Genomic DNA, 13,371 nt, shown 5'->3' with positions numbered 1-13,371 from the left:
GGGCCCTTCCCCGCGCGCCGCGCCGCATTGGCGGGCGGCGGCAAGTGTATACGGATCGGCCGGCATCTTCACGCCGGCCGTCCGTTGGCTCAGGGCTGCACGCTCAGCTGCCCGACCATCCCGGCCTGGTAGTGGCCGGGGATGTTGCAGGCGAACTCCAGGCGGGTGGCCCTGGTGAAGGTCCAGGTCAGCTCGGCGCTCTTGCCCGGCTCGACCAGCACGCTGTTGGGGTCGTCGTGCTGCATCGCCGCCTGGCCGTGATCCATGCCGGCCATATCATGGCCCATCTGGCTGTGGTCCATCGCCGCCAGGCCGGTTGGGGTGAGCATGCCGGACTGCTGCATCTTCAGCATTTCCTTCTGGTGCTCGGCGTGCATCGTCGCGTCGCCCAGGTTGAACTCGTGCAGCAGCTTGCCTTCGTTCTTGAGTACGAAACGGACTGTCTCGCCAGGCTTGACCTCGATCGTTCGCGGCTTGAAGTACATGTCGCCGAGCACCACCTCGATGCTGCGGCTGGCCTGCGCGGCCTGGGCCGGCTTGCCGAAGGCCTGGCCGTGGGCCGGCGAAGCCTGGGCACTGGCGCCGAAAAGCACGCCGAGGACGATCAGGGAAGCGGGAAGCAGGCGGCGCGGAAACATACGGGGAATCTCCATCGGGTTGATGTCGCCTATCCTGTGCCGCTGCGCCTGCCGGCTGGCTGTCGGGAGCATTACATCTTTGTCAGCTTGCCGCCGCGTCGGGTGGCGGAGGCTAAGATCGGCCCCGGCGACACGGCCGGGCATAAAAAACCCGCCGACCGGAAACCAGGAAACCGGTGGCGGGTGAAGACGGGATCGGAGCCCTCCGTCATCCCGTGTGGAGCCGGGGGGTGGAAGAACTGGCGATCAGCAGTTTTCCTTGTCCTTCTTCGTCGCTTCGGCCTGCTTCGCCAGTTTTTCCTGGTGGGCGGCGCGGGCCTTGGCGGCCTGGGCCTGCATGCGCTCGAAGACGATGTCGCCGCCGCTATCGGCCATGGCCGGTACGGTCGGGGCGAGGACCAGCAGGAATGCGAGGGTGGAGGCAGTGAAAATACGCATGGGAAGTCTCCTCGATGAGTTCCCCTGTAGTCTGCGCGGGGGCCACTGTCGCCCCCGTTACCCACTGATTACGATGCTGTCAGAAACAGGTCGGCGTGGCCGACAAATGTAACGAGGGATGAACATGAAACTGCTGATCGTCGAAGACGAACCACGTATCGGCCAGTACCTGCGCCAGGGGCTCGCCGAGTCCGGCTACGCCGTCGACCTGAGCGACGACGGCAACGAGGGCGAGCAATTGGCCCTGGGCGGCGACTATGACCTGCTGATCCTCGACGTCATGCTGCCCGGCCGGGACGGCTGGCAGATCCTGCGCAGCGTGCGCGACGCCGGAATGACCGTGCCGGTGCTGTTCCTCACCGCCCGCGACGCCGTCGAGGACCGCGTGCGCGGCCTGGAACAGGGCGCCGACGATTACCTGGTGAAGCCCTTCGCCTTCGTCGAGTTGCTCGCCCGCGTGCGCACCCTGCTGCGCCGTGGCAACCAGCAGTTGCAGGAGACCACCCTGCAACTGGCCGATCTCGAACTCGACCTGCTGCGTCGCCGGGTGCAGCGCCAGGGCAAGCGCATCGACCTGACCGCCAAGGAATTCGCCCTGCTCGAACTGCTGTTGCGGCGCAGCGGCGAGGTGCTGCCCAAGTCGCTGATCGCCTCGCAGGTCTGGGACATGAACTTCGACAGCGACACCAACGTCATCGAGGTCGCCATCCGCCGCCTGCGCGCCAAGGTCGACGACGACTTCCCGCAGCGCCTGATCCATACCGTGCGCGGCATGGGCTACGTCCTCGAAGAACGCGACGAATGAGCGCCGGACTCGGTTCCCGGCTATCCCTCGGCGTCCGCCTGAGCCTGCTGTTCGCCGCCTGCACCGCGGCGGTCTCGCTGATCGCCGGGCTGATCTTCAGTCGTGCCATCGACGAACATTTCGTCGAGCTGGACTACCTGGCGATGAGCGCCAAGTTCGAGGTGTTCCGTGAGGAACTGCGCGGCCTCGCCTCTGAGGAACAGATGCGCCGGCGCGAAGGGGAGCTGTTGCGCGAACTGGGACGCCACCCCGACCTCGGGCTGCGCCTGAACGGCCCGGATGGCAGCCTCTGGTTCGAGCGCCTGCCGCAGCCTGCGCACCCCGGCCTGCCCGCCAACCGCGAACTCGGCGCACCGCTGAAACCCGGCGACGCGGCCTCGCCACGGCTCACCGTGATCCTCGACATCAGCCACCACCAGCACTTCCTGCAGCGCATGCGCCAGCTGATCTGGCTGACCATGAGCCTCTCGGCGCTGGCCACCGCGCTGCTCGGCGCCTGGGCCACCGGCGCCAGCCTGAGCCCGCTGCGGCGGATGCGCGAAGTGGCCGCGCGGGTTTCCGCCAACTCCCTCACCACCCGCCTCGACGCCAGCCGGATGCCGGAGGAGCTGCGCGGCCTGGCCGGCGAACTGAACGCCATGCTGGCGCGCCTGGAGGAAGCCTTCCAGCGCCTTTCGGCGTTCTCCGCCGACATCGCCCACGAACTGCGCACGCCACTCACCAGCCTGCTGACCCAGACCCAGGTGGTGCTGTCGCGGCCGCGCGCGCTGGAGGACTACCGCGAAGCGCTGCACGGCAACCTCGAGGAACTGGAGCGGCTGACCGCGATGGTCAACGACATGCTGTTGCTGGCCAAGGCCGACCACGGCCTGCTGGCGCCCAACCGCCAGGCCCTGGACCTCGGCGCGGAGGTCGACTCGCTGCTGGAGTTCTATCAGCCCCTGGCGGAAGACCGCGACATCCGCCTGCTGCGCGAAGGCGCCCTGAGCCTGCCGGGCGACCGCGGCATGTTGCGGCGGGTGCTGGCCAACCTGCTGGACAACGCCCTGCGCTTCACCGCCGACGGCGGCGAGATCCGCATCCGCCTCGGCGACCGCCGCCTGAGCGTGGAGAACCAGGGCCCGGCGATTCCCGCCGAGCGCCTGCCGCGCCTGTTCGACCGCTTCTACCGGGCCGATCCGGCGCGCCGCGAGGGCCAGGGCGAACACGCCGGGCTCGGCCTGGCGATCTGCCGCTCCATCGTCCAGGCCCACGGCGGCGAGATCCGCTGCGAGTCCGCCGATGGCTGGACGCGTTTCGTCATCGATTTCTCGCGCTCGCGCCCATGACGCACGAAGCCCCCGTGAAGGGGGCTTCGTCGCACGCCGCCAGGCGCTATTGGCGCATGCCGCGCCCGCTCACCAGCAGTCGCACGCAGCCGAAATAGAGGACCGCGGTGGCCAGCAGCATGAAGCCGATGGCTACGCCGATGCGGATGTCGGAGACACCGAGGATGCCGTAGCGGAACGCGTTGACCATGTGCAGGATGGGGTTGGCCAGCGACACCGTCTGCCAGAACGGCGGCAGCAGGTTGATCGAGTAGAACACCCCGCCCAGGTAGGTCAGCGGCGTCAGCACGAAGGTCGGGATGATCGAGATGTCGTCGAAGTTGCGCGCGAACACCGCGTTGATGAAACCACCCAGGGAGAAGATGGTCGCGGTCAGCACCACCACCAGCACGGTGATGCCCAGGTGGTGTACCTGCAGTTTGGTGAAGAACAGCGACAGCAGGGTCACGATCACTCCCACCGCCAGGCCGCGCAGCACTCCGCCGATGGTGTAGCCGAGGAGGATGGTGTGCGGCGACACCGGCGACACCAGCAGTTCCTCCACCGAGCGCTGGAACTTGCTGCCGAAGAAGCTCGACACCACGTTGCCGTAGGCGTTGGTGATCACCGACATCATGATCAGGCCGGGCACGATGTACTCCATGTAGGTGAAGCCGCCCATGTCGCCGATCTGCCGGCCGATCAGGTTACCGAAGATCACGAAGTACAGGACCATGGTGATCGCCGGCGGCAGCAGGGTCTGCGGCCAGATCCGGGTGAAGCGGCGGACCTCGCGATAGACGATGGTGTTCAGGGCGACCAGGTTGGCGCTCAGCTCGCTGCTCATCGGGCGATCCTCGTCAGGTTCTTCTCCACCAGCGAGACGAACAGTTCCTCCAGGCGGTTGGTCTTGTTGCGCAGGCTCAGCACCTCGATGCCCTGGGCGCCGAGCTGGGCGAACAGGTCGTTGATGCCCTGGCTCTTCTCCACCTGTACCTCGAGGGTGTGATCGTCCACCAGCCGCGTCGGGTAGCCGTCGAGGGTCGGCGGCAGGGCCTGGACGTTCTTCAGGTCGAGCAGGAAGGTTTCCGAATGCAGGGTCATCAGCAGGTCGCGCATGCTGGTGTTCTGCACGATCTCGCCGTGGTCGATGATGGCGATGTTGCGGCAGAGCTGCTCGGCCTCCTCCAGGTAGTGGGTGGTGAGGATGATGCTGATGCCTTCCTGGTTCAGCTCGGTGAGGAAGCTCCACATCGAGCGACGCAGCTCGATGTCGACCCCGGCGGTGGGCTCGTCGAGGATCAGCAGGCGCGGCTGGTGGACCAGCGCGCGGGCGATCATCAGGCGCCGCTTCATGCCGCCGGAGAGCATCCGCGAGGCTTCGTTGCGCTTGTCCCACAGGCCCAGCTGGGTCAGGTAGCGCTCGGCGCGCTCCTTGGCGATCTTCGCCGGGATGCCGTAATAGCCGGCCTGGGTCACGACGATGTCGAAGACCTTCTCGAACTGGTTGAAGTTGAACTCCTGCGGCACCACGCCCAGGCAGCGCTTGAGGCCGGCCGGATCCTTGTCGAGGTCGTGGCCGAACACCGAGACCGAGCCGCCGGTCTTGTTCACCAGGGTAGAGAGAATGCCGATGGTGGTCGATTTGCCCGCGCCGTTGGGGCCGAGCAGGGCGAAGAAGTCGCCCTCGGCGACATCCAGGTCGATCCCCTTGAGGGCCTGGAAACCGTTGCCGTAGGTTTTCGTCAGTTGACGGATGGACAGGGCGGAACTCATTAGGCTTCCCGTGTCGGAAGGTGAAGAGGAAGAGCTAGATAAGGCTACGGGTAACAAAATGCAACAGTAGCCGGCTCAGGTCAGTTCGGTCATTACCGCCGCGCGGAACGCCGGGCGCTCGCGCAGGCGCAGGTACCAGGCCTCGAGGTGGGGCAGCGGCGGCCGCTCGATGGGCATCTCGAACCAGGCGTAGATGAAACAGCCCAGCGGGATGTCGCCCATGCCGAAGCGTTCGCCGGACAGCCAGGATTGGCCGGCCAGGGCCCGGTCCGGCACTCCCAGCAGCTCGCCGCAGGTCTGCAGCGCCTTCTCGATGAGGGCCTCGTCGCGTTGCTCCGGCGGCGTACGCAGCGTCCCCCAGAACAGGTCGCGGAACGGCCCGGCGAGGGTCGAGGTGGTCCAGTCCATCCACTTGTCGGCTTCGGCGCGGCGTACCGGCTCCAGCGCGTAGAGGTCGCCTGGCGCATAGCGGGCGGCCAGGTAGCGGACGATGGCGTTGGACTCCCAGAGGACCAGGCCGTCGTCCTCGATCACCGGGACCCGCCCGTTCGGGTTCATCGCGCGGAACGCCGGCTCGTCCACCAGGCCGAACGCCCCGCCGGCATCCACCCTCCGGTATTCCAGGCCGGCTTCCTCGGCGCACCACAGCACCTTGCGCACATTGCTCGAGTTCTTCCGGCCCCAGATGGTCAACATGCTCTGCGTTCCTTCTTCGGTTGCTATGGCGGGTGGGTCGCCGGACCTGCGGACGACATGCCGCACCCTACCGATGATGGACCGAAGAAGGAAGACGCGCCGGCTGATGGTGACTATCGATGGCTTTCATCTTGCCCGGCCCCGGCCTGCAGGTGGTCGGCCAGGTACTCCCTGTAGCCTTCGCCCTGGCGATTGAACGCATGGAGACGCTGTCGGCGACCCCGTCGAACTCCAGCGGAGCAACGTCGAAGGCACGGCAAAGCGCGCGGCTGAACGCCGGCGTGGCCTTCACCCAGCGACCGTCGAGATACAGCTCGGCATAAGCATGCATGGCGAACACGTCGCTGCACAGCAGCGCCAGCAGGCGCGGCGTGGCCAGGTGGTTGCGCACGTCGGCCAGGCCGATTCGCGCCGGAGTCCGGCAATGCCGGGCGCAGGCGGCGAGCAGGATGGCCTTGGGCACGCACCCCTGCTGCAGCGCGTGGCTAGCCACCAGGGTCCGTGGATCGCGGCTGAACACATAGGGGTCGTAGCGCACCGCGTCATACGGCGCGACCGCCTGGTCACGCGGGTTCGCCGAGTTTCCCCGGGATTTTTCCGCGAACTCCACCACCACCGGGTGGTCACTATCCACGAAGCGGCCGGATTGTAGGTAGGACTGCATGGCGGGCTCCCGGCGGGCAATTTGTCCCAGTCCAAACGGGAAGTTTTCGCCTATAACGTGACAAACCGGCCAAGCTGACCAGCCCGCCCGCCAACCGGCGGCAAACGGGCTAAGCTCGAGACGCCGCCTGGCGTCTTCATGGAGGATTCCGCATGTTGTTGCTCTGGTTAGTCGTACTGGTACTCGGTGTCGCTTACCTCGCCCATCGGCGTACCCCACCCGCTCCCGCGCTCGGCATCGTCGCCGCCTACCTGATCCTGATGGGCGTGTTCAGCCACGCTCCCGGCTGGCTGCTGCTGGTGTTCTGGCTGCTCTGGCTGGCGGTGGCGCTGCCGCTGGCGCTGCCCGACCTGCGCCGGCGGGTGCTCAGCGGCCCGCTGTTCGCCTGGTTCCAGAAAGTCCTGCCGCCGATGTCCGAGACCGAACGCGAGGCCATCGAGGCCGGCACCGTGTGGTGGGACGGCGAACTGTTCAGCGGCCGTCCGGACTGGCAGAAGCTGCTCGACTATCCGAAAGCGCAACTCACCGAAGAGGAACAGGCCTTCGTCGACGGCCCGACCGAGCAACTCTGCGCCATGGTCAGCGACTGGGACATCGGCCAGCGCATGGACCTCCCGGAAGAGGCCTGGTCCTTCATCAAGCAGCAGGGCTTCTTCGGCCTGATCATTCCCAAGGAATACGGCGGCAAGGGCTTCTCCGCCTTCGCCCACTCGCAGGTGGTGATGAAGCTCGCCACCCGCAGCGGCGACCTGGCCTCGACGGTGATGGTGCCGAACTCCCTCGGCCCGGCCGAGCTGCTGCTGCACTATGGCACCGACGAACAGCGCCAGCGCTACCTGCCGAGCCTGGCCAGGGGCGAAGACATCCCCTGCTTCGCCCTCACCGGCCCCTACGCCGGCTCCGACGCCGGCGGCATGACCGACGTCGGCATCGTCTGCAAGGGCGAATGGGAAGGACGCGAAGTGCTCGGCCTGCGCCTGACCTGGGAGAAGCGCTACATCACCCTCGGCCCGGTGGCCACCCTCCTCGGCCTGGCCTTCAAGTGCCACGACCCGGACCACCTGCTGGGCGACGAGGAGAACCTGGGCATCACCCTGGCGCTGATCCCCACCGACACCCCCGGGGTCGAGATCGGCCGCCGTCACGTGCCGCTGGGCGCCGCCTTCATGAACGGCCCCAACTCGGGCAAGGACGTGTTCGTACCGCTGGAGTACATCATCGGCGGCCAGGAAATGATCGGCAAAGGCTGGATGATGCTGATGAACTGCCTGTCGGTCGGCCGCTCGATCTCGCTGCCGGCGGTGGGCACCAGCGCCGGCAAGGCCAGCAGCTACGTCAGCGGCCGCTACGCCCAGGTCCGCGAGCAATTCAACGTGCCGATCGCCGCCTTCGAAGGCATCCAGGAAGCCCTCGCCCGCATCGGCGGCAACGCCTGGCTGATGGACAGCGCGCGGATCCTCACCGCCAACGCGGTGGACCTGGGCGAGAAGCCCTCGGTGCTCTCGGCGATCCTCAAGTACCACCTCACCGAACGCGGCCGCGAGTGTATCGCCCATGCCATGGACATCCACGGCGGCAAGGGCATCATCATGGGCCCGAACAACTACCTGGGACGCTCCTGGCAAGGCGCGCCGATCTTCATCACGGTGGAAGGCGCGAACATCCTCTCGCGCAACCTGATGATCTTCGGCCAGGGCGCGATCCGCTGCCATCCGTACGTGCTCAAGGAAATGGAACTGGCCCAGCGCGAGGACAAGGAGCAGGCCGCCCGCGAGTTCGACGTGCTGCTGGTCAAGCACATCGGCTTCGCCGTCGGCAACGCCGCCAGCAGCTTCCTCCTCAGCCTCAGCTGTGGCCACCTCGGCAATGCGCCGGGCGACCGCGTCAGCCGTCCCTATTTCCGCGCGCTGAATCGCCTGGCGGCGTCCTTCGCCCTGCTCGCCGACTTCAGCATGATGCTGCTGGGCGGCGAACTGAAGCGCAAGGAACGCCTCTCCGCGCGCCTCGGCGATGTCCTCAGCTATCTCTACCTGGGCTCGGCGGCGCTCAAGCGCTACCACGACCTGGGCAACCCGGACTACCTGCATCCGCTGCTGCGCTGGGCCATGGAGGAAAACCTCAGCCAGGCCGAGGCGGCACTGGAGGACCTGCTGAACAACTTCCCCAGCCGCTTCTTCGGCTGCGCGCTGAAGGTCCTGGTACTGCCGTTCGGCCGCCGGCACAAAGGGCCGGGCGACGAACTGGACGCCGAGATCGCGGAAATCCTCGGCCGCCCGGACGACGACCCGGCGCTGCAGGCGATCCTCGCCGGCGCGTTCCTGCCGAAGGACCCGCAGGACCCGGTCGGCGCCCTCGCCCACGCGTTCGACGCGATCCGCGACAGCGCCACGCTGGAGAAGAACCTGCACAAGGCGATCAAGGAAGGCCGGGTCACGCCGCAGCCGGGACAAAGCCCGATCGACGCCGGCGCCGCGGCGGGAGTGCTGAGCGCCGCCGAAGCGCAGACCCTGCACCAGGCCGAAGCGGCCCGACGCAAGGTGATCGACGTCGACGACTTCGACAAGGAAGAACTGGCGCTCGGCGACGGCAGGGTCCGCTGACCCCTGGCCCTTCCGACAAAGGCGCCCTCCGGCGCCTTTGTCGTCCGTGGCCCCCGATCTCCGGCGATTGGTTAGAATCCAGGGGTACATCCTGACGTACGGGAGGTCATCATGCCCCGGATACTCGCCCCCGCCCTGGCGGCTTGCTTCCTCGCCCTGCCGGTGGCCCAGGCCGCGCCGCCCCCGCCCTACGGCGTGCAACCGCACCAGCAGGCCGTGCAGCGCGCCGCCGAACAACGCCAGCGCCAGCTCCAGGAGCAGCGCCAGCGCTTCGACGAACAGCGCCTGCAATTGCAACAGGACCAGTTGCAACGCCAGCAGCAGAACCTGCAGCGACAACAGCAGCAGCGACAGATGCAGGACAACCTGATCCGCCAGCAGCAGCTCGACCAGCAACGCTGGCGCCTGGAACAGGACCAGCGGCGCCTCGACAGCGAACGCCGGCAACTGGAGAACCGCCGCCGCCAGAGCCAGTCCCCGGCGATCCGCTGAAACTGGCCGCCGCCGCGAAACCCTTTATACTGCGCAGCTTTTTCCAGAGGACCCGTCATGGCCAATTCCTACCTCGAGCACCACCTCGCCCTGCTCCAGCACCTGCGCACCATCCTCGGCGCCCTGGGCGAGGCCGAGCAGGTGCCGGAAGAAAACCACGGCCTGTTCCTCGAACGCTTCGACGAGCTGATGAACGAACTGCCGCGCGACCCGGAAGGCGCCCAGTACCTCGGCCAGGACCTGATTTCCCAGGTCTTCCACCGCTACCCGCAGATCGCCCACCTGGTGCCGCGCGACCTGCTGTGGTTCTTCGGCGGCGATTGCCTGCACTTCATGCCGGACGAGGAAATCGACCTGTTCCAGCGCCTCGACGAACGCCGCTACGACGCCGAGGAGCGCGGCGAGCCATTTGACTGGAACCATGAGAAGCAGCTGCTCGCGCTGCCCGAGGACAGCCCGCGGCACTGAGCCGACGCCCTCTCCGCGACGATCCAGTGCGCCATCCAGATCGCCGCCTTCCGCTTGCGCATGCGACAGCCTGTCGAAGCGAGGCGCCGGTTGGCATCGCCGTGGCGCGGGCCGCCCACGGCTACCCCGCGACCACCTGTGCCGCGCGCGCCACGCCGCGCCGGCCATTGCGCCAGGCGCCCAGCTCGGCCGCCGTCAGCGGAGGAGAAAACAGGTAGCCCTGCCCCCACTGGACGCTATGCCCGCACAGGTACTGTTCCTGCTCCCGGGTCTCGATGCCTTCGGCGGTCACGTCCAGGTCCAGGCGTTGCGCCAGCCCGATGATGGTTTCCAGCACCACGGCATTCACCGACTCCGTGCCGACGCCGCTGACGAACGAACGGTCGACCTTGAGAAAGTCCGCATGCAGTTGCTGCAGATAGGACAACGAACTCTGCCCCGTGCCGAAATCGTCCAGTGCCCACTGCACGCCCAGCTCGCGCAGTTGCCGGATATTGCGCTGCGCCTGCGCATCGCGCGGTAGCGCCTCACGCTCGGTGACCTCCAGGACCAGTTGCGGGCCGTCGCTGCCGATGGCGCCGAGCAGGCGCCGCACGTCGTCGACGAATCCCTGGCCAGCCAGGTGCGAACCGCTGACATTGACGCCGAGGTGATCGCCCGCCCCCAGGCCCAGTTGCGCCAGGTCGGCAGCGACCAGGCCGAAGATGTGGCGGGTCAGGTCGCCGATCATGCCATTGTCTTCAGCCAGCGGAACGAAGATGTCCGGCCGCACCTGGCTGTTGTCCGGACGCCGCCAGCGCACCAGCGCCTCGACGCCCCGGCACTCCCCCGTATCGAGCCGGATGATGGGCTGATAGACCATATGGAACTCCCGGGCCCGCATGGCCCGGTACATGTCGCCAACCAGCGACAGGCGGCGACGGCAGAACAGATGCGCCAGGTACCCCGCCAGCATCGCGGCGAGAACGATGAAGGGCGTGTAGTGCCGCCATGCATCGGCACGATAGGCGCTGGCCAGCGCCGGAGCGACCGCCACCCGAACCTCGACCGGGAACCTTGCCGAGGCCGCGATGGCGCCACCACCATCCTGTGTGGCAGGCATGCCGCCGGGAAGCTGCCGCTGCGACTCGCGCAGCACCATCTGCACCTGGAACCGCCCGTCGTAGGAAGCCGCCTGCTGGATATCCAGCAGATACTGGCCGTCGATTATCGCCAGCACGCCGGATCCGTTTGCGTCGCCGCGCGACATGATCACCGAGGCCCGTTCCGGTACCTGCGGCGTCGCGTTGCTGGGCGTGATGCGCTGACCGGGCGCCAGGCTGCCCAAGGCCTTGAAGGCCACCGGCAATGGCAGGTCCTTCAGCTCGCCCTGCAACGACGAGCAGTAGACGTTCCCGCGCTCCACCAGGACCAGCGAACGGAAATACGGGCTCAGCATGGTCATCCGCGTCAGTCGCCCCAGCACCTCCGCACAGGGCTTGCCCAGCGCGCCCTGGCTCCTGTCCAGGCTGCCGGACACCACTCCGAGCAAGGTATCCAACTGACGGAGGACGGCGACGGAAGTCACCGCGGCCTCGCCGTCGGCACGCATCCTGGCCTGCTGAAACACCAGCGGCGCCATGAGCAGCGGCACGATCGCGAGCGCAGCGAACACGATACCGAAATGAAAGAGACGTTCCCGCCGCTGCTTGCCGATCTGCATAGGTGCCACGCTCCGGCGAATGCTGCACGAAGCCCCCACGTTGCCGGAGGCAGGGCCACATTCGGATGAGATTGAAATGGAAGAAGCACGAACCTGCCGGCGCCTGTCGAGGGGTCTGCTGCATCCCCGAACGACATCCCGAGCAGGCGGCCTCCGCAGGGTCCTGGAAGCGAAACGCGGCCGGTACCGCGTGTCCCCTCGCTCAACTCTAGAACGAATCCCGCAGCAGGACCTCTGGTGGGCATGGAGGGCGACCCTGCCGCATCCGCACAGACGTTCGGCAAGACCATAGGTCCGGCCAGCCTGGCGGAGCGAGCGGCACGCGGTGCGGCGCTCGCTTCCCCAGCGTGCGGGATCCGGGAGGGCGGAAGGGAAAAGGCGAGGCGAATGCCCTGCCGTGCAGAAACGAAAAAAGGGCCCGAAGGCCCTTCTTTCTCGATCCCGGCCGAGGCCAGGATACTGTTTGGAGCGGGAAACGAGACTCGAACTCGCGACCCCGACCTTGGCAAGGTCGTGCTCTACCAACTGAGCTATTCCCGCTTTGAAACCTATTGCCCGTTCGGCCGAAACCGAACCTTTGACGCCTAACTTTCACCAACCCCGCCGAAGCCAGGCTGTAGAATCTGGAGCGGGAAACGAGACTCGAACTCGCGACCCCGACCTTGGCAAGGTCGTGCTCTACCAACTGAGCTATTCCCGCAATGGCGTCCCCTAGGGGACTCGAACCCCTGTTACCGCCGTGAAAGGGCGGTGTCCTAGGCCACTAGACGAAGGGGACGCGGCCCGGAACTTACAACAGATATTTCCGGCTTCCAGTGTTTCGCGCTTGGCTTCACGCTGGAAGTGGCGCGCATTTTATGGAGCGTCCGGGGAGGCGTCAACCCTTCTGAGAAAATTTTTTTAAATCAAAGACTTCTGTGCAAATAATGAGCTGCCGCTATCAGTGGTAGCACCAAGACATTAGACTGAGAAAATTCTTACAGCGGAGTCCTAAGGTGTCGCCACTCCTCATTACCGCCCTGATCGTCGGCGGGATCGCCCTCCTCATCGCCATTGGCTATATCAACCACGTGGTGGAAAACAGCAAGCTGGAGAAGGCTCGCCTGAAGGCCGAGCTCAACGACCGCGTGCGACGCTGCGCACAGATTTCCGAGAGCCTTCCCGGCCAGTTCGTTAGCCCGTCGCTCAAGTTGCTGATGAGCCAGATCGAGCTCAGCCTCAGCGAACAACAGCTGGCACTGGAGAAAAAAGCCGACACCGGTCTCAAGGCACGCATAGAGGAACTGCGCGCACTGGTCGCCAAGGGCGAGTCGATTCCGGTACGCAATCCACCCCAGGCGATCCTCACCGAGGACAAGGCCAAGGAAGTCCGCTTCCTCTTCGAGGCCCTGCACGCCCAGCTCACCCGCTTCACCCAGGACGGCCACCTGCCTCGCAGCGAGGCGCAGATCTGGGTCAAGGAGATCCGCCACCTGCTGGTGCGCCTGCACATCGAGTTCTTCGGCAACCTCGGCCAGCAGGCACTGCAGCAGAACGAGCCGCGCCAGGCGCGCCTGGCCTTCGAGCGCGGCGCCCAGTACCTGCGCAAGCAGCCCGAGCTGGCGCGCTACCAGGCGGAACTGCAGCAGATGGAGACGCAGCTAGCCCGCGCCAACGCCATGGTGTTGAACAACAGCCAGCCGGCGAGCGAAGAGCCCAGCGAGCTGAACGAGGGATTGAAGGCGCTGGATGCCGACGATCTGTGGAAGAAGAAGAACGTCTACGACTGAGGCCGCCCGCCTGCGG

At 66.6% G+C, this 13,371-nt stretch carries 12 protein-coding genes, 3 tRNA genes and 1 pseudogene; 6 read left to right on the top strand and 10 right to left on the bottom strand.

The annotated features are described in order from the left end of the window. Nucleotides 1-89: 89 nt before the first annotated feature. Nucleotides 90-710: a copper-resistant cuproprotein CopI gene (copI, locus tag PSPA7_RS11265; protein WP_079262167.1), complete on the bottom strand. Its 621-nt coding sequence runs from the start codon at nt 708-710 to the stop codon at nt 90-92. A 174-nt stretch (nt 711-884) separates the two neighbouring features. Next, on the bottom strand, nt 885-1,076 hold the full coding sequence (gene ptrA / locus PSPA7_RS11260) for a T3SS anti-activator PtrA (protein WP_003152594.1): 192 nt from the start codon (nt 1,074-1,076) through the stop codon (nt 885-887). A 124-nt stretch (nt 1,077-1,200) separates the two neighbouring features. On the opposite strand from ptrA, the gene PSPA7_RS11255 reads away from it, so the two are divergent. Both PSPA7_RS11255 and PSPA7_RS11250 read left to right on the top strand, forming a co-directional pair. Next, nucleotides 1,201-1,881: a heavy metal response regulator transcription factor gene (locus tag PSPA7_RS11255; RefSeq protein ID WP_003152592.1), complete on the top strand. Its 681-nt coding sequence runs from the start codon at nt 1,201-1,203 to the stop codon at nt 1,879-1,881. After that, nucleotides 1,878-3,209, top strand: coding sequence for a heavy metal sensor histidine kinase (locus PSPA7_RS11250; protein WP_012075283.1), 1,332 nt, complete (start codon nt 1,878-1,880; stop codon nt 3,207-3,209). Before PSPA7_RS11255 ends, PSPA7_RS11250 begins: the two co-directional genes overlap by 4 nt. A gap of 46 nt (nt 3,210-3,255) precedes the next feature. On the opposite strand, the gene PSPA7_RS11245 is transcribed toward PSPA7_RS11250, so the two are convergent. The 4 genes and pseudogenes from PSPA7_RS11245 to PSPA7_RS11230 all read right to left on the bottom strand — a co-directional run. Then, a complete protein-coding gene (locus PSPA7_RS11245) occupies nt 3,256-4,035 on the bottom strand; it encodes an ABC transporter permease (protein ID WP_003122535.1) in 780 nt (259 codons plus the stop codon). Continuing rightward, nucleotides 4,032-4,964: an ABC transporter ATP-binding protein gene (locus PSPA7_RS11240; protein WP_003157384.1), complete on the bottom strand. Its 933-nt coding sequence runs from the start codon at nt 4,962-4,964 to the stop codon at nt 4,032-4,034. Before PSPA7_RS11240 ends, PSPA7_RS11245 begins: the two co-directional genes overlap by 4 nt. Before the next feature lie 75 nt (nt 4,965-5,039). Beyond that, nucleotides 5,040-5,660 (bottom strand): glutathione S-transferase, encoded by a 621-nt coding sequence (locus PSPA7_RS11235; protein WP_003157385.1) that lies wholly within the window; start codon nt 5,658-5,660, stop codon nt 5,040-5,042. A 146-nt stretch (nt 5,661-5,806) separates the two neighbouring features. Next, nucleotides 5,807-6,324 (bottom strand): annotated as a pseudogene (locus PSPA7_RS11230) (transglutaminase-like domain-containing protein); the annotation flags it as partial. 152 nt (nt 6,325-6,476) lie between these two features. Here PSPA7_RS11230 and PSPA7_RS11225 point away from each other — a divergent pair. From PSPA7_RS11225 to PSPA7_RS11215, 3 genes are all read left to right on the top strand, one after another. Continuing rightward, the gene (locus PSPA7_RS11225) at nt 6,477-8,924 is read left to right on the top strand and encodes an acyl-CoA dehydrogenase (RefSeq protein ID WP_003157387.1); all 2,448 of its coding nucleotides are present in this window, start codon (nt 6,477-6,479) and stop codon (nt 8,922-8,924) included. A gap of 111 nt (nt 8,925-9,035) precedes the next feature. Next, nucleotides 9,036-9,416: a PA2816 family glutamine-rich protein gene (locus PSPA7_RS11220; protein WP_003157388.1), complete on the top strand. Its 381-nt coding sequence runs from the start codon at nt 9,036-9,038 to the stop codon at nt 9,414-9,416. A 57-nt stretch (nt 9,417-9,473) separates the two neighbouring features. Continuing rightward, entirely contained in the window at nt 9,474-9,884 is a 411-nt protein-coding gene (locus PSPA7_RS11215) for a PA2817 family protein (protein ID WP_003157389.1), read from the top strand. A 121-nt stretch (nt 9,885-10,005) separates the two neighbouring features. Here the strand turns inward: PSPA7_RS11215 and PSPA7_RS11210 are convergent, their stop codons facing one another. From PSPA7_RS11210 to PSPA7_RS11195, 4 genes are all read right to left on the bottom strand, one after another. Continuing rightward, nucleotides 10,006-11,586: an EAL domain-containing protein gene (locus tag PSPA7_RS11210; RefSeq protein WP_012075282.1), complete on the bottom strand. Its 1,581-nt coding sequence runs from the start codon at nt 11,584-11,586 to the stop codon at nt 10,006-10,008. A gap of 464 nt (nt 11,587-12,050) precedes the next feature. Then, a tRNA-Gly gene (locus tag PSPA7_RS11205) sits at nt 12,051-12,126 on the bottom strand. A gap of 84 nt (nt 12,127-12,210) precedes the next feature. After that, a tRNA-Gly gene (locus PSPA7_RS11200) sits at nt 12,211-12,286 on the bottom strand. 2 nt (nt 12,287-12,288) lie between these two features. Next, nucleotides 12,289-12,364, bottom strand: a tRNA-Glu gene (locus PSPA7_RS11195). Between the two features lie 217 nt (nt 12,365-12,581). Here PSPA7_RS11195 and PSPA7_RS11190 point away from each other — a divergent pair. Continuing rightward, nucleotides 12,582-13,355, top strand: coding sequence for a hypothetical protein (locus PSPA7_RS11190; RefSeq protein WP_003154972.1), 774 nt, complete (start codon nt 12,582-12,584; stop codon nt 13,353-13,355). Nucleotides 13,356-13,371: the final 16 nt, after the last annotated feature.

Origin of the sequence: Pseudomonas paraeruginosa PA7, assembly GCF_000017205.1 — a bacterium.
In the GTDB taxonomy this organism is placed as follows: Bacteria; Pseudomonadota; Gammaproteobacteria; order Pseudomonadales; family Pseudomonadaceae; genus Pseudomonas; species Pseudomonas paraeruginosa.
This window is presented reverse-complemented; position numbering and strand designations above follow the sequence as displayed.

Coding starts and splice junctions, on each gene's coding strand:
- copI (WP_079262167.1), bottom strand. CDS start 710: ATGCTCCCGACAGCCAGCCGGCAGGCGCAGCGGCACAGGATAGGCGAC.
- ptrA (WP_003152594.1), bottom strand. CDS start 1,076: ATGCGTATTTTCACTGCCTCCACCCTCGCATTCCTGCTGGTCCTCGCC.
- PSPA7_RS11255 (WP_003152592.1), top strand. CDS start 1,201: ATGAAACTGCTGATCGTCGAAGACGAACCACGTATCGGCCAGTACCTG.
- PSPA7_RS11250 (WP_012075283.1), top strand. CDS start 1,878: ATGAGCGCCGGACTCGGTTCCCGGCTATCCCTCGGCGTCCGCCTGAGC.
- PSPA7_RS11245 (WP_003122535.1), bottom strand. CDS start 4,035: ATGAGCAGCGAGCTGAGCGCCAACCTGGTCGCCCTGAACACCATCGTC.
- PSPA7_RS11240 (WP_003157384.1), bottom strand. CDS start 4,964: ATGAGTTCCGCCCTGTCCATCCGTCAACTGACGAAAACCTACGGCAAC.
- PSPA7_RS11235 (WP_003157385.1), bottom strand. CDS start 5,660: ATGTTGACCATCTGGGGCCGGAAGAACTCGAGCAATGTGCGCAAGGTG.
- PSPA7_RS11225 (WP_003157387.1), top strand. CDS start 6,477: ATGTTGTTGCTCTGGTTAGTCGTACTGGTACTCGGTGTCGCTTACCTC.
- PSPA7_RS11220 (WP_003157388.1), top strand. CDS start 9,036: ATGCCCCGGATACTCGCCCCCGCCCTGGCGGCTTGCTTCCTCGCCCTG.
- PSPA7_RS11215 (WP_003157389.1), top strand. CDS start 9,474: ATGGCCAATTCCTACCTCGAGCACCACCTCGCCCTGCTCCAGCACCTG.
- PSPA7_RS11210 (WP_012075282.1), bottom strand. CDS start 11,586: ATGCAGATCGGCAAGCAGCGGCGGGAACGTCTCTTTCATTTCGGTATC.